The 17,661-nt window shown below is 62.3% G+C and carries 12 protein-coding genes; all 12 read right to left on the bottom strand.

Annotated elements, in window-relative coordinates:
• Positions 1-37 precede the first annotated feature (37 nt).
• Positions 38-1,504 (bottom strand): N-acetylglucosamine-binding protein GbpA, encoded by a 1,467-nt coding sequence (gbpA, locus tag BLO80_RS13630; RefSeq protein WP_092328865.1) that lies wholly within the window; start codon positions 1,502-1,504, stop codon positions 38-40.
• A gap of 355 nt (positions 1,505-1,859) precedes the next feature.
• Complete coding sequence (gene hemE / locus BLO80_RS13625; RefSeq protein ID WP_092203350.1) at positions 1,860-2,927, bottom strand: uroporphyrinogen decarboxylase; 1,068 nt, start codon at positions 2,925-2,927, stop codon at positions 1,860-1,862.
• A gap of 252 nt (positions 2,928-3,179) precedes the next feature.
• Positions 3,180-4,598 (bottom strand): FAD-dependent oxidoreductase, encoded by a 1,419-nt coding sequence (locus BLO80_RS13620; RefSeq protein WP_003196992.1) that lies wholly within the window; start codon positions 4,596-4,598, stop codon positions 3,180-3,182.
• A 33-nt stretch (positions 4,599-4,631) separates the two neighbouring features.
• Positions 4,632-9,080 carry a glutamate synthase large subunit gene (gene gltB / locus BLO80_RS13615; RefSeq protein ID WP_092328862.1) on the bottom strand — a complete coding sequence of 1,483 codons (4,449 nt, stop codon included), beginning with the start codon at positions 9,078-9,080 and terminating at the stop codon, positions 4,632-4,634.
• A 350-nt stretch (positions 9,081-9,430) separates the two neighbouring features.
• A complete protein-coding gene (locus BLO80_RS13605) occupies positions 9,431-11,002 on the bottom strand; it encodes an AAA family ATPase (RefSeq protein WP_092328859.1) in 1,572 nt (523 codons plus the stop codon).
• Positions 11,003-11,012: 10 nt separating this feature from the next.
• A complete protein-coding gene (gene aroB / locus BLO80_RS13600; protein WP_092328856.1) occupies positions 11,013-12,113 on the bottom strand; it encodes a 3-dehydroquinate synthase in 1,101 nt (366 codons plus the stop codon).
• A 129-nt stretch (positions 12,114-12,242) separates the two neighbouring features.
• A complete protein-coding gene (gene aroK / locus BLO80_RS13595; RefSeq protein WP_060739556.1) occupies positions 12,243-12,761 on the bottom strand; it encodes a shikimate kinase AroK in 519 nt (172 codons plus the stop codon).
• Positions 12,762-12,765: 4 nt separating this feature from the next.
• Positions 12,766-14,868 carry a type IV pilus secretin PilQ gene (gene pilQ / locus BLO80_RS13590; protein WP_092328854.1) on the bottom strand — a complete coding sequence of 701 codons (2,103 nt, stop codon included), beginning with the start codon at positions 14,866-14,868 and terminating at the stop codon, positions 12,766-12,768.
• Positions 14,865-15,413 (bottom strand): pilus assembly protein PilP, encoded by a 549-nt coding sequence (locus BLO80_RS13585; RefSeq protein ID WP_092328851.1) that lies wholly within the window; start codon positions 15,411-15,413, stop codon positions 14,865-14,867. The genes pilQ and BLO80_RS13585 overlap by 4 nt, the downstream gene beginning before the upstream one ends.
• The gene (gene pilO, locus BLO80_RS13580; protein WP_092328849.1) at positions 15,410-16,033 is read right to left on the bottom strand and encodes a type 4a pilus biogenesis protein PilO; all 624 of its coding nucleotides are present in this window, start codon (positions 16,031-16,033) and stop codon (positions 15,410-15,412) included. Before pilO ends, BLO80_RS13585 begins: the two co-directional genes overlap by 4 nt.
• Complete coding sequence (locus BLO80_RS13575) at positions 16,030-16,596, bottom strand: PilN domain-containing protein (protein WP_092328846.1); 567 nt, start codon at positions 16,594-16,596, stop codon at positions 16,030-16,032. Before BLO80_RS13575 ends, pilO begins: the two co-directional genes overlap by 4 nt.
• The gene (locus BLO80_RS13570; RefSeq protein ID WP_092203334.1) at positions 16,596-17,660 is read right to left on the bottom strand and encodes a pilus assembly protein PilM; all 1,065 of its coding nucleotides are present in this window, start codon (positions 17,658-17,660) and stop codon (positions 16,596-16,598) included. Before BLO80_RS13570 ends, BLO80_RS13575 begins: the two co-directional genes overlap by 1 nt.
• Position 17,661 lies beyond the last annotated feature (1 nt).

Genomic DNA, 17,661 nt, shown 5'->3' with positions numbered 1-17,661 from the left:
ACCTTTGCGAGTCGCCCGGGGCCGTGCCTGTCAGGACTTACAGCTTGTCCCAGGCGCTTTGCCACGACGCACCGACACCTGGCTCGAAACCGTTCGATGTCGGGGTGTATTGCTTGCAGTAGCCGGACGCTGGGAACGGCTTGCATTCGAAGACTTCGTCAGTCGCGCGCTGCAGCACTTTCGTGCCGGCGGTGTACTCGCTGATGCCATTAGGGAATTCGAAGTCGTACTCGATGCCTACGCCCTCGCCGGTCAGGGTGACCGCCTGGGTCTCCTGGCGAGTGGTGCGGCCGTCTTCGGTGGTCCCCACCAGCGTCAGGGTGTGCGCGCCCGGGGCGCTGCGCACGTCCAGGTTCAGGCCGGTGCTGCCTGCGCCCACGGTCTGGCTGACGACACCCACCTGCTTGTTCTTTTCATCGAACAAAGTGGCTTCCAGATTCATGCTGCGGTTGGTCTGCGCAGTGAACGCCATGCTGACCCGACCTTTGTCGAGGACGTACTCTGGCTGCAGGGAAGCAATCTCCATGTTGGCGCCAGCGTCTTCGCGCATGTCCAGCTGCACTTCGTAGCGCGTCACACCGCTTTCTTTCTGGGCATACAGGCTGTTGGCACCCTTGACTGGCGCGATGTTGCCGTCCTCGTCCCGAACACCGGCACGAATGAGCGGATAGGCCCTGTTGAGGGCCTCGGCCAGTTTGAACGACCAGTTTTCCGCCTTGCCTTCCTCAGCGTTGTCGATGCTGATTTCCACGCTGTACTCGGCATTTTCGCCAGCGGCGGAGAATGCCCGGGCCTTGACCTTGTCGCCCACCAGCAACGGGGTCGATGGCGCAATGCTGCCCACCGCCGACCAGCCGCCCGGCAACGCGGCTTCGGCGAGGATGTTCACATCAATCGGGTTGTAGAACGCGTTGTCGGTGTCGCCCACGGTCCAGACCGCCAGGACGACATGATGTCCCGTCTTGCTGTCGGGAATGACGCAGTTGTGAGGGGCACCTGCTACCGGGACTTGATTACCGCCATCCACCGTACAGAACGGCGTGCTGTCGAACGAGGCACGCTTGAGCACTTCGTTCGGGTTCCAGCCGTCGCGGGTAATGAAATACTCATGTTTGGTCGCCGGGTGCGCGGCCGAGTATTGCCATTGGAAGGCAATGTTGCGGTCCTTGATTTCAGTCAGGTGCCAGCGCGAAGCCGATTGCGCATCAAGGGCAGAAAACAGGGCACTGCCGCCGCTGGCGATCTTGCCATCGACAGGGCCTTGCAATGGCCCGCCACCGGCTCCATTCGGGAAACCCTTGAAGGTTTCGCCGGTACTCTGCGGCTCGTATTGCGCGTCGCCGCAGTTCTGGTTGACACCTCTCTGGCACAACAAAGCACGAGAAGGCGGTACTTCGACGAAACCATGAGCCAGCACACTTTGGGATGCCGCCATGGCCGACAACAGAACTAGCGAGGACGCACACCCCGTTAATACATTGCTCTTGTTGAAGTTGTTCTTCATATAAATTCCAGACTAGTCATCAAAAATGAAAGACGTATCACCGTCCTCTTGAAAGGTGCGCCAGACCGCTCAGCGCCTACCCTTGCAAGTGCCCGGAACCTTATAGAAAGTTGATAGCTCCATGTGTAGGACAAATCTCTCAACTTAGAAGGAATGATCTCTGAATCAATTCCCCCTACATAACTTGAGAAAGTTCTTACGAATAGAAATAACTATCGAAAAAAAGACAAATAAACACACACAAACACGTCAGGCATAACTACCGACGGGGTTCATGACGGATTTGTTAAACAAGTGAGCAATAAAAAAGCCTGTCCGGCACAGGACCGGACAGGCTGGGTGACAGAGGTCGCAATCAGACGTGATATTGCGCCGACAACTCATGCACCGCCCGCAGGAAGGCGCCGGCGTGTTCCGGATCGACTTCCGGGGTGATGCCATGGCCCAGGTTGAACACATGCCCGCTGCCGCTACCATAGCTCGCCAAAATACGCCCGACTTCGGCGCGAATGGCTTCGGGCTTGGCGTAGAGCACGGTCGGGTCCATGTTGCCTTGCAGGGCGACTTTGTGACCGACACGTTCGCGGGCATTGCCAATGTCGCAGGTCCAATCCAGGCCCAAGGCGTCGGCGCCGGCCTCGGCGATGCTTTCCAGCCACAGGCCGCCGTTCTTGGTGAACAGGATCACCGGGACTTTGCGACCTTCGTGCTCGCGGATCAGGCCGCTGACGATCTTGCGCATGTAGGCCAGGGAAAATTCCTGGTATGCCGCCGCCGACAGGTTGCCGCCCCAGGTATCGAAGATCTGCACCGCTTGCGCGCCGGCCAGGATCTGGCCGTTGAGGTAGGACGTGACCGATTGGGCCAGCTTGTCCAGCAACAGGTGCATGGCTTGCGGGTTGTCGTAGAGCATGGCCTTGGTCTTGCGGAAGTCCTTCGACGAACCGCCTTCGACCATGTAGGTGGCCAGGGTCCAGGGGCTGCCGGAGAAACCGATCAGCGGCACGCGACCGTTGAGTTCACGGCGAATGGTGCTGACCGCGTCCATGACGTAGCCCAGGTCCTTCTGCGGATCGGGAATCGGCAGCGCCTCGATGTCGGCCAGGGTGCTGACGACTTTCCTGAAACGCGGGCCTTCGCCGGTCTCGAAGTACAAGCCCTGCCCCATGGCGTCGGGAATGGTGAGGATGTCGGAGAACAGGATCGCCGCGTCCAACTGCGGATAACGGTCCAGCGGCTGCATCGTGACTTCGCAGGCGAACTGGGGGTTCATGCACAGGCTCATGAAGTCACCGGCCTTGGCGCGGCTGGCGCGGTACTCCGGCAGGTAGCGACCGGCCTGGCGCATCATCCAGACAGGGGTGACGTCCACGGGTTGCTTGAGCAGGGCGCGAAGGAAACGGTCGTTCTTCAGGGCAGTCATGTCGGCATCCGGAAAAAAAGTGCGGGCATTTTCTCAGAGCGCGACGCAAAAGGCACGGCAAGAGCCGTGCCTTTTATCTATCGGGGCAATTTGTCGCGGTGTCATGCAATGTTCAGCAACACCACAAAACAATTGTGGGAGCGAGCTTGCTCGCGATGAGGGCGTCCCATTCAACATGTTCGTCGACTGATCCATCGCTATCGCGAGCAAGCTCGCTCCCACATTTTTACTGCATTTCAGCTCGGGGCCGAGTCAGACTTGCAGGTAATCCAGGATCCCTTCCGCCGCATTGCGGCCTTCGAAGATCGCCGTCACCACCAGGTCGGAACCCCGGACCATGTCGCCACCGGCGAAGATCTTCGGGTTGCTGGTCTGGTGCTTGTACTGGCCCTGCTCCGGGGCCACGACGCGGCCCTGGCTGTCGGTCTGGATGCTGAACTGCTCGAACCACGGCGCCGGGCTCGGGCGGAAGCCGAAGGCGATGACCACGGCGTCGGCCGGGATGATCTCTTCGGAACCGGGGATCGGCTCGGGGCTGCGACGACCGCGGGCGTCCGGTTCGCCGAGACGGGTCTCGACCACCTTCACGCCTTCGACCTTGTCTTCACCGACAATGGCGATCGGCTGGCGGTTGTAGAGGAATTTCACGCCTTCTTCCTTGGCGTTCTTCACCTCTTTGCGCGAGCCGGGCATGTTCGCTTCGTCGCGACGATAGGCGCAGGTCACCGACTTGGCGCCCTGGCGGATCGACGTGCGGTTGCAGTCCATCGCCGTGTCGCCACCGCCGAGCACCACAACCTTCTTGCCTTTCATGTCGACGAAATCTTCCGGCGACTTTTCAAAGCCCAGGTTGCGGTTGACGTTGGCGATCAGGAAGTCGAGTGCGTCGTAGACGCCCGGCAGGTCCTCACCGGCAAAGCCACCCTTCATGTAGGTGTAGGTGCCCATGCCCATGAAGACCGCATCGTATTCCTCGAGCAGTTGCTCCATGGTCACGTCCTTGCCCACCTCGGTGTTCAGGCGGAACTCGATGCCCATGCCGGTGAAGACTTCGCGACGATTGCTCAGCACGGTCTTTTCCAGCTTGAACTCGGGAATGCCAAAGGTCAGCAGGCCGCCGATTTCCGGGTTCTTGTCGAACACCACCGGGGTCACGCCACCGCGTACCAGCACGTCGGCACAACCCAGGCCCGCCGGGCCGGCACCGATGATCGCCACGCGCTTACCGGTCGGCTTGACCTTGGACATGTCCGGGCGCCAGCCCATGGCGAACGCGGTGTCGGTGATGTACTTTTCCACCGAACCGATGGTCACCGCGCCAAAACCGTCGTTGAGGGTGCAGGCACCTTCACACAGGCGATCCTGCGGGCACACCCGGCCGCAGACTTCCGGCAGGGTGTTGGTCTGGTGGGACAGCTCGGCGGCCTGGAGGATGTTGCCCTCGGCCACCAGTTTCAGCCAGTTGGGAATGAAGTTGTGCACCGGGCACTTCCATTCGCAATACGGGTTGCCACAACCCAGGCAGCGGTGGGCCTGGTCGGCCGACTGCTGGGGTTTGAAAGGCTCGTAGATTTCCACGAACTCTTTCTTGCGTTGACGCAACAGTTTCTTCTTCGGATCCTTGCGCCCGACATCGATGAACTGGAAGTCGTTATTCAGACGTTCAGCCATTGTTAAAACCTCATCAAACTCTTCAGGCGCATATCACTGCGGGTTGGCACGAGTGCTGGAAAGCAACGATTTCAGGTTGGCAGCCTTGGGCTTGACCAGCCAGAAACGACGCACGTAGTCATCGAGGTTCTCGGCGAGTTCACGACCCCACTCGCTGTCGGTTTCCTCGACGTACTCATCCAGTACACGCTGCAAATGGCTGCGGTAGGCTTCCATCGCCTCGCCGCTGATCCGCTGGATTTCCACCAGTTCGTGGTTGACCCGGTCAACGAAGGTGTTGTCCTGGTCGAGCACGTAGGCGAAACCGCCGGTCATGCCAGAGCCGAAGTTATAACCGGTCTTGCCCAGCACGCAGACAAAACCACCGGTCATGTACTCGCAGCAATGATCGCCGGTGCCTTCCACCACGGTGTGGGCCCCGGAGTTACGCACGGCGAAACGCTCGCCCGCGGTGCCGGCGGCGAACAGCTTGCCGCCCGTGGCGCCATAAAGGCAGGTGTTGCCGATGATGGCACTGTCCTGGGTCTTGTAGACGCTGCCCTTGGGCGGAACGATGACCAGCTTGCCGCCGGTCATGCCCTTGCCCACGTAGTCGTTGGCATCGCCTTCCAGGTACATGTTCAGGCCACCGGCGTTCCAGACGCCGAAGCTCTGGCCTGCGGTGCCCTTGAAGCGGAAGGTGATCGGCGCCTTGGCCATGCCCTGGTTGCCGTGCTTGCGGGCGATCTCGCCGGAGATCCGCGCGCCGATGGAGCGGTCGCAGTTGCAGATATCCAGGTCGAACTCGGCACCGCTCAGGTCGTTGATCGCCGAAGCGGCCATGTCGACCATCCTCTCGGCCAGCTCGCCCTTGTCGAACGGCGGGTTGCGGTCGACCTGGCAGAACTGTGGCTTGTCCGCCGGGATGAGATCGCTGCCCAGCAACGGGGTCAGGTCCAGGTGCTGCTGCTTGGCGGTCTGGCCCTCGATCACGTCCAGCAGGTCGGTGCGGCCAATCAGCTCTTCAAGCGAACGCACGCCCAGCTTGGCCAGCCACTCACGGGTCTCTTCGGCCACGTAGGTGAAGAAATTCACCACCATGTCGACGGTACCGATGTAGTGGTCCTTGCGCAGTTTGTCGTTCTGGGTCGCCACGCCGGTGGCGCAGTTGTTCAGGTGGCAGATGCGCAGGTACTTGCAGCCCAGGGCGATCATCGGCGCGGTGCCGAAGCCGAAGCTCTCGGCGCCGAGGATGGCCGCCTTGATCACGTCCAGGCCGGTTTTCAGGCCACCATCGGTCTGCACCCGGACCTTGCCGCGCAAATCGTTGCCGCGCAGGGTCTGGTGAGTTTCGGCCAGGCCCAGTTCCCACGGCGCGCCGGCGTACTTGATCGAGGTCAGCGGCGATGCGCCGGTGCCGCCGTCGTAGCCGGAGATGGTGATCAGGTCGGCATAGGCCTTGGCCACGCCGGCCGCAATGGTGCCGACGCCGGCTTCCGCCACCAGCTTCACCGAGACCAGCGCCTTGGGGTTCACCTGCTTGAGGTCGAAGATCAGTTGCGACAAGTCTTCGATCGAGTAGATGTCGTGGTGCGGCGGCGGCGAGATCAGGGTCACGCCGGGGACCGCATAACGCAGCTTGGCGATCAGGCCGTTGACCTTGCCACCGGGCAACTGACCGCCTTCGCCGGGCTTGGCGCCTTGGGCGACCTTGATCTGCAGCACTTCAGCGTTGACCAGGTATTCCGGCGTCACACCGAAGCGGCCGGTGGCCACCTGCTTGATTTTCGAACTCTTGATGGTGCCGTAGCGCGCCGGGTCTTCGCCGCCTTCGCCGGAGTTGGACCGCGCACCGAGGCGGTTCATGGCTTCGGCCAGGGCTTCGTGGGCTTCCGGGGACAAGGCGCCGAGGGAAATACCGGCCGAATCGAAGCGCTTGAGCACCGATTCCAGCGGTTCCACTTCACTGATGTCCAGCGGCGTGTCGAGGGTCTTGACCTTGAGCAGGTCGCGGATCATCGACACCGGACGGTTGTCCACCAGCGAGGTGTATTCCTTGAACTTGCTGTAGTCGCCCTGCTGCACAGCCGCTTGCAGGGTGTTGACCACGTCGGGGTTGTAGGCGTGGTATTCGCCACCGTGGACGAACTTCAGCAGGCCGCCCTGCTGGATCGGCTTGCGCGGGCTCCAGGCTTCGGCGGCCAGGGCTTTCTGTTCGGCTTCGATGTCGACGAAACGCGCACCCTTGATGCGGCTCGGCACGCCACGGAAGCTCAGCTCGCAGACTTCCTCGGACAGGCCGATGGCCTCGAACAGTTGCGCGCCACGGTACGAGGCGATGGTCGAGATGCCCATCTTCGACAGGATCTTGAGCAGCCCCTTGGTGATGCCCTTGCGGTAGTTCTTGAACACCTCGTAGAGGTCGCCCAGTACTTCACCGGTGCGGATCAGGTCGCCCAGCACTTCATAGGCCAGGAACGGATACACCGCCGAGGCACCGAAGCCGATCAACACCGCGAAGTGATGCGGATCGCGGGCGGTGGCGGTTTCCACCAGGATGTTGGAATCGCAACGAAGGCCTTTTTCGGTCAGGCGATGGTGCACCGCACCGGTGGCCAGCGAGGCGTGGATCGGCAGCTTCCCTGGGGCGATGTGACGGTCGCTGAGGACGATCTGGGTACGCCCTGCGCGCGCGGCTTCTTCAGCCTGATCGGCGACGTTGCGGATCGCCGCTTCCAGGCCGACGCTTTCGTCGTAGTTCAGGTCGATGACCTGGCGCGCGAAGCCTGGGCGGTCGAGGTTGGTCAACGAACGCCACTTGGCCGGGGAAATGACCGGCGAGCTGAGGATCACCCGCGAGGCGTGTTCCGGCGATTCCTGGAATATATTGCGCTCGGCACCGAGGCAGATTTCCAGGGACATCACGATCGCTTCGCGTAGCGGGTCGATCGGTGGGTTGGTCACCTGGGCGAACTGCTGGCGGAAATAGTCGTACGGCGTGCGCACGCGCTGCGACAGCACGGCCATCGGCGTGTCGTCGCCCATGGAGCCGACCGCCTCGTAGCCCTGTTCGCCCAGCGGACGCAGCACCTGGTCACGCTCTTCGAACGTCACCTGGTACATCTTCATGTACTGCTTGAGCTGGTCTACATCATAGAAAGCCGAGCCGTGGTCGTTGTCTTCCATGGTCGCCTGGATGCGCAGGGCATTCTTGCGCAGCCATTGCTTGTACGGATGACGGGACTTGAGGCGGTTGTCGATGGCGTCGGTGTCGAGGATCTGGCCGGTCTCGGTGTCCACGGCAAAGATCTGGCCCGGGCCTACGCGGCCCTTGGCGATGACGTCTTCGGGCTGGTAGTTCCAGACGCCGATTTCCGACGCCAGGGTGATGAACCCGTTGGTGGTGGTGACCCAGCGCGCCGGACGCAGACCGTTACGGTCCAGCAGGCACACGGCGTAGCGACCGTCGGTCATGACGATACCGGCCGGGCCGTCCCACGGCTCCATGTGCATGGAGTTGTATTCGTAGAAGGCGCGCAGGTCCGGGTCCATGGTCTCGACGTTCTGCCACGCCGGCGGCACCAGCATGCGCACGCCGCGGAACAGGTCGATGCCACCGGTCACCATCAGTTCCAGCATGTTGTCCATGCTCGAGGAGTCCGAACCCACGCGGTTGACCAGCGGGCCGAGCTCTTCGAGCTCCGGCATCAGGTCGTTGGCGAATTTGGTGCGACGGGCCACGGCCCAGTTGCGGTTGCCGGTGATGGTGTTGATCTCGCCGTTGTGGGCGAGGAAGCGGAATGGCTGGGCCAGCGGCCACTTCGGCAGGGTGTTGGTGGAGAAGCGCTGGTGGAACACGCAGATCGCGGTTTTCAGGCGCTCGTCGCTCAGGTCCGGATAGAAGGCGGTGAGGTCCGCCGGCATCATCAGGCCTTTATAGATAATGGTCTTGTGGGAAAAGCTGCAGATGTAGTGATCGGTGTCGGCGGCGTTGGCCACGGACGAACGACGACGGGAGCTGAACAGCTTGATCGACATGTCCTGGTCGCTCAGGCCTTCGCCGGCGATGAACACCTGTTCGATCTGCGGCAGGCGCTCGAGCGCCAGGCGGCCGAGGACGCTGGTGTCGATCGGCACTTTACGCCAGCCAACCAGTTGCAGGCCGGCGGCCAGGATCTCGCGATTCATGTTTTCGCGAGCTGCCTCAGCCTTCACCGGGTCCTGGTTGAAGAACACCATGCCCACGGCGTACTGCTTGGGCAGGGTCACGCCGAACGTTTCCTGGGCTACGGCACGCAGGAACTCGTCGGGCTTTTGAATCAGCAAGCCACAACCGTCGCCGGTCTTGCCGTCGGCGTTGATCCCACCGCGGTGGGTCATGCAGGTCAGGGCCTCAATGGCCGTTTGCAAAAGGGTATGGCTGGGTTCGCCCTGCATATGAGCTATCAGGCCGAAACCGCAGTTATCCTTGAATTCATCTGGTTGGTACAGACCTGCTTTCATAGACACTTTCTCACCAGGCTGCCTCTAATCGAGGCAAATTTCTTTTCAATTCAACCGGTTGCATGCCGCGCCGAACGTACGCCAGCTTTGCGGGGGCAAAAGGGAGGTCATTGTACACACCGACACAGAGGCTCACAAATTTGACGACGAACTGTCGCAAATCCATGTCGCATTTGTGAAAGGTTTAAAGCTATATGCTGTGCTAGTCAAAACTTTTTTGGGTTTGACCGCTACGACTCAAACGCTACTGTGACGCAGACACCACAAGGCGCGCGGCCTGAAAGGTCGCCCGCCCTTGCGGAAATTTTGAGGTTGCCGGGAGAGGCGGCCTGGGTAAGGCCGCCGAATCTTCAGCGAGTTGCAGCCAGTTCCTGTTGGACGCTGGCGACAGTGCGAGGCCAAGGTTTACCAGCCTGAACCTTCGCTGGCAAGGCCTTGATGGCGGAAACGGCCGCATCACGGTTGGCAAAGCTGCCGTAGGTGATGACATACAGCGGCTTGCCGTTGAGCACTTTCTTGAAATAACGGTACTCGCCACCCTGCTCCTTGACGAAGTTCTGCGCCGTGGCTTCGGAACTGGTGCCGAGGATCTGCACCACGTAGTTGCCCGGCGCCTGGCCGGCGTACCAGCTACCGGCCGCGGCCTTGGCTGGAGCAGCAGCTGGCTTGGCCGCCGGTGCTGCTGGCGCCGCTGGCTTGGCCGCAGGCGCCGGAACCGGTGCCGGCTTGGCAGTGGCCAGCTGGGTCGGCTTGGCGGTCGGGGCAGCCGTTGGCGCCGGGCCGGCCGGCACGCCCGCAGGCGGTGCGGTGGTGGTCACGGTCGGCGGCGTGTCGCTGCTGTCGTCGATCGGTGGCGCTGCGCCGTCGTCGCCTTCGGTGATACCGCCGGCCGCTTCGGCCAGCGGGCCGCGCATGACCGGCTGCGACTGGCCGACCAGCGGCAGCGGCATCGGCTGGGTGTTACCGGCGAATTCCACGGCCGGCGCGCCACCGTTGGGTTGCGGCGTACCTTGGCCAAGGGGCAGTTGCGCCTGTTCGTTGGCAGGGGCACCCGTGGCAGGTGCCTTGGTGCGACCCGGCATCAGCCAGGCGGCGGCAACCGCGACCACGACGACGGCGGAAATTGCCAATACGTGTTTCTTCGGCATGTTGAACCCCATACTTGGACGCTTCACCGCTGAGCGGCTGGCAATCATGACTTCGATCAGAGCATCGCGGGCGACCTGGTTGATGTTGCCAGGCCAGCCGTCGGAGCTTTCGTGAATCTCAGAGATCTGATCGGCGGTGAAAAGTTCGATACCCCGGCCCGCGCCCTCGAGACGCTGGGCCAGGTATTCACGGGTTTCTTCCTCGGTGTAGGGCGCCAGCTCGATGACGTGGAAGCGCTCTTCCTCGAGGTTCAACTGGTCCAGGTCGGCGATCAGCGACGACTCGCCGAACAGGAACACGTGAGGCCGGCCCTCCGGCGCACCGGCCGCCAAGGCCAGCAGGGCTTCGAGGGCAGACTCGTCGAGTTGCTCGGCATCGTCCACCAGCAGATAGACTTCCTGCCCGGTCAGCGCCAATTGCACGATCTGATCGAGGATTGCACCGATTTCGGCCTGGGCGACGTTCAGCGACTGGGCCACCTGGCGCAACACACCGGCGGCATCGCCGGCGCCACGGGCCGACACCACCACGCTTTGCACAGATTGTTTGTTGGTACTGGCCACCAAGGCCTGGCGCAGCAAGGTCTTGCCGCTGCCCTGGGGGCCGGTGACCACCAACAGCAACTGGCTGTAGCGCGCCAGGTGATGCAACTGGCCCAGCACCGGCTTGCGCTGGGCGGGGAAGAACTTGAAGCCCGGGACCCGTGGGGCGAAAGGGTCATGACTCAATTGGAAATGGCCGAGGAAAGCCTCGTCGGCATGCAAACTAGTCATCGGAATCTTATTAACCTTTAAGCTGAGCCAGGGCGCGGTAGTCCGCTCCCAGCGTGGCCTGTAGAACTTCTTTCGGATAATCGTCGGTCACCACCGCTTCGCCCATGTGGCGCAGCAGCACCAGGCGCAGACGACCGTCGATCACTTTTTTGTCGATTGCCATGTGTTCAAGAAAATCCGCCTCGCTCATTTCCTCGGGCGGAACCACCGGCAGCCCGGCGCGCTGGAACAGACGAATACCGCGATCGCGCTCCTGTTCGCTGATCCAGCCCAGGCGCGCGGACATCTCCAGGGCCATGACCGTACCGGCCGCAACCGCTTCACCGTGCAGCCAGACACCATAGCCCATGTGAGTTTCGATGGCATGGCCGAAGGTGTGACCCAGGTTGAGCGTGGCGCGTACCCCCGACTCACGTTCATCGGCACCGACCACGGCGGCCTTGGCGGCGCAGGAGCGCTCGATGGCGTAGGTCAGGGCCGCTTGATCCAGCGCACGCAGGCGGTCGACGTTCTCTTCGAGCCAGCCCAGGAACGGTTCGTCGCAGATCAGCCCGTACTTGATGACTTCCGCCAGCCCCGCGGACAGTTCGCGGGCCGGCAGGGTATTGAGGGTGGCGGTGTCGATCAGCACGACGTTGGGCTGATAGAACGCACCGACCATGTTCTTGCCCAGCGGATGGTTGATCCCGGTCTTGCCACCCACCGACGAGTCGACCTGCGACAACAGCGTGGTGGGGAGCTGGATGAAGTCGACGCCACGCTGATAACAAGCGGCGGCAAAACCGGCCATGTCGCCGATCACACCACCGCCCAGGGCAACCACCGTGGTGCGGCGGTCATGCCGTGCGCTCAGCAGGCCGTCGAAAATGAGTTGCAGGGTTTCCCAGTTCTTGAAGGCTTCGCCGTCGGGCAACACCACGGAAATGACGGAGAAAGCCGACAGGCTGCGGGTCAGACGTTCCAGATACAGAGGCGCGACGGTTTCATTGGAAATGATCGCCACTTGCCGCCCGGCGATGTGCGGCGCCAGCAGTTCGGGCTGGTCCAGCAAGCCTTCGCCAATATGAATCGGGTAGCTGCGCTCGCCCAGGTCGACCTTAAGTGTCTGCATGTGTCCCCACAGTGAAGATGGAATCAGGCGTCCTGCCTGCAATTAACGAAAGTACCCTACGGGGATAAATCCCCTCGCCACAGGCGGGCCATGACGGGACGTCGAGGATAGCGCATTTCGCCAGGCGCATTAACGGGGTGGCAGTTGCTGCAGGCGATCGAGAATGTCCAGCACCACCATCCGCGGCGGCCGCTCGTCGGTTTCCACCACCAGGTCGGCGATCTCCCGATACAGCGGATCACGCAGTTCCAGCAGGTCCCGCAGGGTCTTGGCGGGGTCGGCGGTGCGCAACAGCGGCCGGTTGCGATCCCGGGCGGTGCGGCCGACCTGCTGCTCGACAGAGGCGTGCAGATAGACCACTCGTCCGCCTGCATGCAGCGCCCGACGATTGGCTTCGCGCATCACCGCGCCGCCGCCGGTGGCCAACACTACGCCCTCGAACGCGCACAGCTCGGCGATCATCGCCTGCTCACGGTCACGAAAGCCCGGCTCGCCTTCCTTGTCGAAGATCCATGGGATATTGGCACCCGTGCGCAATTCAATTTCCTTGTCGGAATCTTTGAACGGCAGGCGCAGCTCTTTGGCCAGCAAACGGCCGATGGTGCTTTTTCCAGCGCCCATCGGCCCAACAAGAATCAAATTTCGCACAGAATCAACGACTCACAGCAATCGCCTGGTTATTCATGATACGCGGAGTGAGGAACACCAGCAGCTCGGATTTTTTCTCCGAAACCACATCACGCCGGAAAAGGCGGCCAAGATACGGCACATCGCCAAGAAATGGCACCTTATCTACGACCTTGCTCTGAGTATTTGAGAAAACTCCGCCAATCACAATGGTCTCGCCATCATTGACCAGGACCTTGGCGTTGACTTCGTTTTTCTTGATCGGCGGCACTTCCTGCACCTTGTTCAGGTAGTCCGGCTCATCCTTGGTGACCTTGACCTCCATGATGATGCGGTTGTCCGGGGTGATCTGCGGGGTCACCTCCAGCGACAGCGAGGCCTCCTTGAACGACACCGAGGTGGCGCCGCTGGAGCTGGCTTCCTGATAGGGGATTTCCGTGCCCTTGAGGATCTTTGCCGTCTCCTTGTCGGACGTCACCACCTTGGGCTGGGAGACGATTTCGCCGTTGCCGGTCTTCTCCATGGCCGTCAGCTCGAGGTCCAGCAAGACGTTGTCGGTGATGAACGCAATGCCGATCCCCGACGTATTGCCCGAGGCGCCCAGGTCGACGAACGGCTGGTTGGTACCGGTACTGCCCGGCGTGCCGATGGTCGTGGAGGTGCCGCTGGTCACCCCCGAGGAGTTCCAGTTGCCCTTGTTCTGGATCGACCCTCCCCAGCGCACCCCCAGGCTTTTGTCGTAGTCGACGTTGGCCTCGACAATCCGCGCCTCGATCATCACCTGGCGTACCGGAATATCCAGCTGCGCCACGATCCGGCGCAATTCGTCGAGCCGGTCCTGGGTCTGGTAGGCAATGATATTGTTGGTTCGCTCATCCACCGTGATCGTGCCGCGCTCGTCGGCTTTCGCCTCGGCACTGGTCACCGACTGGAACAGCTTGGCGATGTCCGCCGCCTTCGCATAGTTGACCTGCAGCAGCTCACGCCGCAGCGGCGCCAGGTCGGCGATCTGCTTCTGCGACTCCAGTTCCTGGCGTTCGCGCGCGGCGATTTCATCGGCCGGGGCCACCAGCAGCACGTTACCGACCTTGCGCTTGTCCAGGCCCTTGGTCTTGAGCACCAGGTCCAGCGCCTGGTCCCAGGGCACATTCTGCAAGCGCAGGGTGATGCCGCCCTGCACCGTGTCGCTGGCCACCAGGTTCAGGTTGGTGAAATCGGCAATCAGTTGCAGGACCGAACGCACTTCGATGTCCTGGAAGTTGAGCGAGAGCTTCTCGCCGCTATAGGCCGCGCGGTCGGCATTGCGTTTTTGCAGGTCGTCGACGGTCATGGGCCGGACGCTGACGGTGAGCTTGTTGTCGGTCTGGTAGGTCGAGTAGTCGAAGGTGCCACTGGGCTCGATGCTGATAGTCGCCCGGTCGCTGCCGGCGCTGGCATTGACGAATTGCACCGGGGTGGCGAAGTCCTTGACGTCCAGGCGCACCCGCAATGGTTCGGGCAATTGGGTCCTGGCGAAATTGAGGATGATCTTGCCTTCGCGTTCCTGGATGTCCGGGGCGATGGAAGGATCGGACAAATCGATCACCACGTTGCCTTCGCCCTGGGTCCCCCGCTGGAAATCCACCCCACGAATCGCCTTGCCCACCGGCGCACCGGCCCTCGCGGGCGCAGCGCTGGCCAGCGCCGGGCGCGAGGCCTGGGCGGCGTTCTTCGGAACATTACTCTTCGCAGCAGTGTTCTTCGCCGCGGCGCCCTTGCCAACCACCACGAACAGGCTATTGCCTTCGACCCGGGTGTCGTACGGCGCCAGCTGGGTCAGGCCGATGATCAACCGGGTGCGATCACCTGCCTCGACCACGGTGGCGCTACGCGCATTGCCCCCGCCCAGGTCGCGGCGCTTGCTGGCCAGTTGATTGGTCACACCTGGCAGGTCCAGGGCAATCCGGGCCGGTTGTTCGGTGGTGTAGCCCCGGGGGGGCGGCGGCGGCCCGTCGAAGGTGAGCTTCAACTCGACGCGGTCACCCGGCAACGCCGCGACATCCAGTGTCTTCAGACTGGCCGCGTGAACCATCGGCGACAGCAGCGCTATCCATAGCGAAATACCGAAGGCTGACAAAAACCTGTTCATTGTTGGGGTTCCACTATTGAGTGCTCTTTCAAAGGAATGGTCCGAGGTCGTTCCAGCCAGGCACCCTCGCCATCGGGAACGATTTCGATCACATCGACCTGGGTGGCGCTGATGGCGAAGATTCGCCCGTCGTTGCGCCCCAGATAGTCACCGACCTTGAGCCGATGCACCCCGCCCGCGCCCCGCAGGAGCGCGAAGGAGCCACTGGCGTTGGAGATCGTACCGACCATTTCAAACTGCTCGATGTTGAAGCCTTCCAGGTATTGCTTGACCCGGTTGGGGTCGGGCCGGACGTTGCGCGAGCCGCGCTGGCGGTCGGCCTGGTCCACGCGGACTTGCCGGGAAAACGGGCTGCGCAGGTTCGCGGCGCTGTAGGTAAAGGTCTCGTAGGGCCTGAACGTCGGCGTCGGCTCGATCTTGCCGGGCGGACGCAGGCGCACTTCGTTCATGTAAGCGTCCAGGTCGCTGAAACCGTTGTCGTCGTTGCAACCCGCCAGCGCGACCAGGCCCGCCAGCAGGCAGAGGCGACACACCAGCGGCCTCATGGCTGCGCCTCCTGCTCATTGTAGCGGTAGGTCTTGGCCTGGATGCTCATGCGCAGCTTCGTGCCGGCCTCGGACTCCATCGGGGCGATTTCGAAATCGTGCAGCGTGACGATCCGGGGCAGTCCGGCCACGCCACTGACGAATGTCGCCAGGTCGTGGTAGCCGCCGGTCACGGTGATCTGGATCGGCAGCTCGATGTAGAACGGTTGGGTGACTTCCGGCAGCAGCTTGATTTCCTCGAACTCCAGGCCACTGCCCAGGCCGGTGCGGGTAATGTCTTCCAGCAGGCCCGGCACCTCGGTGTCACTGGGCAATTGCCGCAACAGTACACCGAAAGACGTTTCCATCTGCTTCATCTGCTCGGTGTAGCGTTCCAGGTTCGCGGCCATGTGGGCCTTGCCCGCGAATTGTGCCTTGAGGGTATTTTCTTCCTCGCGCACCTGCTGCAACTGGTTTTCCAGGTCGCTCAAGGCAAAGTTATAGCCCAGCCCCAGCACCAGGGCCACCAGCAGGATGCCCGCCAGCCACTTGATGGGCGCTGGCCAGGAACCGATGTTGTTGGTGTCCAGGTCACTGACGTCGATCTTGCGCAGCGCGTCGAGCCATTCCCCCGGCCTCATTGGGCGTCCCCCTCATCGGCCGGACGGGTCTGGCGAACCGTCAGCTGGAAAACGTTGGCCTGGTCGAGCTGACCGGCGGTCGTGGCCTTGACCTCCGTCAGGCTGGGCGCATCGAACAGGTCCGACGAGTCCAGGTTGCGCATCAGGTCCGAGACCCGGTTGTTCGATTCCGCGGCCCCTTTGATGAAGAGCGTCCGGTCCTCCATCTTCACTTCGGTGAAGTACACCCCATCCGGCAAAGTCCTCACCAACTGGTCGAAGATACGCCCGCTGACCGGTCGATTCCCTTGCAAGTTTTGGATAATGCGCATGCGCTCCAGCAATTGCTGGCGACGGGCTTTCAATTCGCTGATCTGCTTGATGCGCTCGTCCAGCACGGCGATCTGCTCGGAGAGGTGACTATTGCGGGCGACCTGGTGGTCGATGGCGCCGTCGATGTAGCGGACGGCGACCAGGACCACGCCGACCGCCCCGATCAGCGCCGCCACCAAGGCCAGTAGAAAGCGCTTGCGCCGCTCTTCGCGCAGCTCTTCGCGCCAGGGAAGCAGGTTGATCCGCGCCATCAGTCGAAACTCCTGAGGGCCAGCCCACAGGCAATCATCAGGGCCGGTGCATCACTGGCCAGGGCACCGGCATTGACCTTGCTGCTCAGGGCCATGTTGGTAAACGGGTTGGCCACCTGGGTCGGCGTGCCCAGGCGCTGCTCGATCAGCCGATCCAGGCCGGCGACCGAAGCCGTGCCCCCGGCCAGCAGGATGTGGTCCACCGCGCTGTACTGGCCCGAGGCGAAGAAGAATTGCAGGGACCGCGAGACCTGCTGCACCAGGGCCTCGCGGAAAGGTTGCAGCACCTCGCTGAGATAATCGTCCGGCAACCCACCCTGCTTCTTTGCCAGGCCGGCCTGCTCGGGTGTCAGGCCGTAGCGGCGCTGGATCTCCTCGGTCAACTGGCGACCGCCGAACAACTGTTCGCGGGTATAGATGATGCGCCCGTTGTGCAACACGCTGAGGGTGGTCATGGTGGCGCCGATGTCGATGACCGCCACCGTCAGCCGTTCCTGGGACGCGGCCAATTGCGTGGCGAGCAGGCCAAACGCCCGCTCCAGCGCATAAGCCTCCACATCGACCACCCGGGCCGTCAGCCCGGCGAGCGCCAACGCGGCCTCGCGAACCTCGACGTTTTCCTTGCGACAGGCGGCCAGCAGCACTTCGACGCGCTCGGCGCTGCGCGGCGAAACGCCCACCACCTCGAAATCGATGGCCACCTCATCCAGCGGATAGGGAATGTACTGATCGGCTTCGATCTTGAGCTGGTTCTCCATGTCATCGTCGGAGAGGCCGGCGTCCATCTCGATGATCTTGGTGATCACCGCCGAACCCGCCACGGCCACCGCCACGCTGCGCAAGGGCGTCCTGGCCTTGGCCAACAGCCGCGACAACGCCTGGCCCACCCCTTCGAGCTCGGCGATGTTCTTCTCGATCACGGCGTTGGCCGGCAACGGTTCGACCGCGTAGGACTCGACGCGGTATCGCTCGCCCTGGCGACTCAACTCGAGCAGCTTCACCGACGTCGAACTGATGTCGATCCCCAGAAGCGCATGGGCTTTTTTATTGAAGAGTCGTAGCACT

This window comes from Pseudomonas sp. NFACC56-3 (genome assembly GCF_900100025.1).
Taxonomy (GTDB): domain Bacteria; phylum Pseudomonadota; class Gammaproteobacteria; order Pseudomonadales; family Pseudomonadaceae; genus Aquipseudomonas; species Aquipseudomonas fluorescens_AA.
Note: the sequence above shows the minus strand (reverse complement) of the source record. Positions and strands in the feature narration are given on the sequence as shown.

Excerpts from the sequence above, each read along its gene's own strand:
- gbpA (WP_092328865.1), bottom strand. The coding sequence starts at position 1,504 with ATGAAGAACAACTTCAACAAGAGCAATGTATTAACGGGGTGTGCGTCC.
- hemE (WP_092203350.1), bottom strand. The coding sequence starts at position 2,927 with ATGACTGCCCTGAAGAACGACCGTTTCCTTCGCGCCCTGCTCAAGCAA.
- BLO80_RS13620 (WP_003196992.1), bottom strand. The coding sequence starts at position 4,598 with ATGGCTGAACGTCTGAATAACGACTTCCAGTTCATCGATGTCGGGCGC.
- gltB (WP_092328862.1), bottom strand. The coding sequence starts at position 9,080 with ATGAAAGCAGGTCTGTACCAACCAGATGAATTCAAGGATAACTGCGGT.
- BLO80_RS13605 (WP_092328859.1), bottom strand. The coding sequence starts at position 11,002 with ATGACTAGTTTGCATGCCGACGAGGCTTTCCTCGGCCATTTCCAATTG.
- aroB (WP_092328856.1), bottom strand. The coding sequence starts at position 12,113 with ATGCAGACACTTAAGGTCGACCTGGGCGAGCGCAGCTACCCGATTCAT.
- pilQ (WP_092328854.1), bottom strand. The coding sequence starts at position 14,868 with ATGAACAGGTTTTTGTCAGCCTTCGGTATTTCGCTATGGATAGCGCTG.
- BLO80_RS13585 (WP_092328851.1), bottom strand. The coding sequence starts at position 15,413 with ATGAGGCCGCTGGTGTGTCGCCTCTGCCTGCTGGCGGGCCTGGTCGCG.
- pilO (WP_092328849.1), bottom strand. The coding sequence starts at position 16,033 with ATGAGGCCGGGGGAATGGCTCGACGCGCTGCGCAAGATCGACGTCAGT.
- BLO80_RS13575 (WP_092328846.1), bottom strand. The coding sequence starts at position 16,596 with ATGGCGCGGATCAACCTGCTTCCCTGGCGCGAAGAGCTGCGCGAAGAG.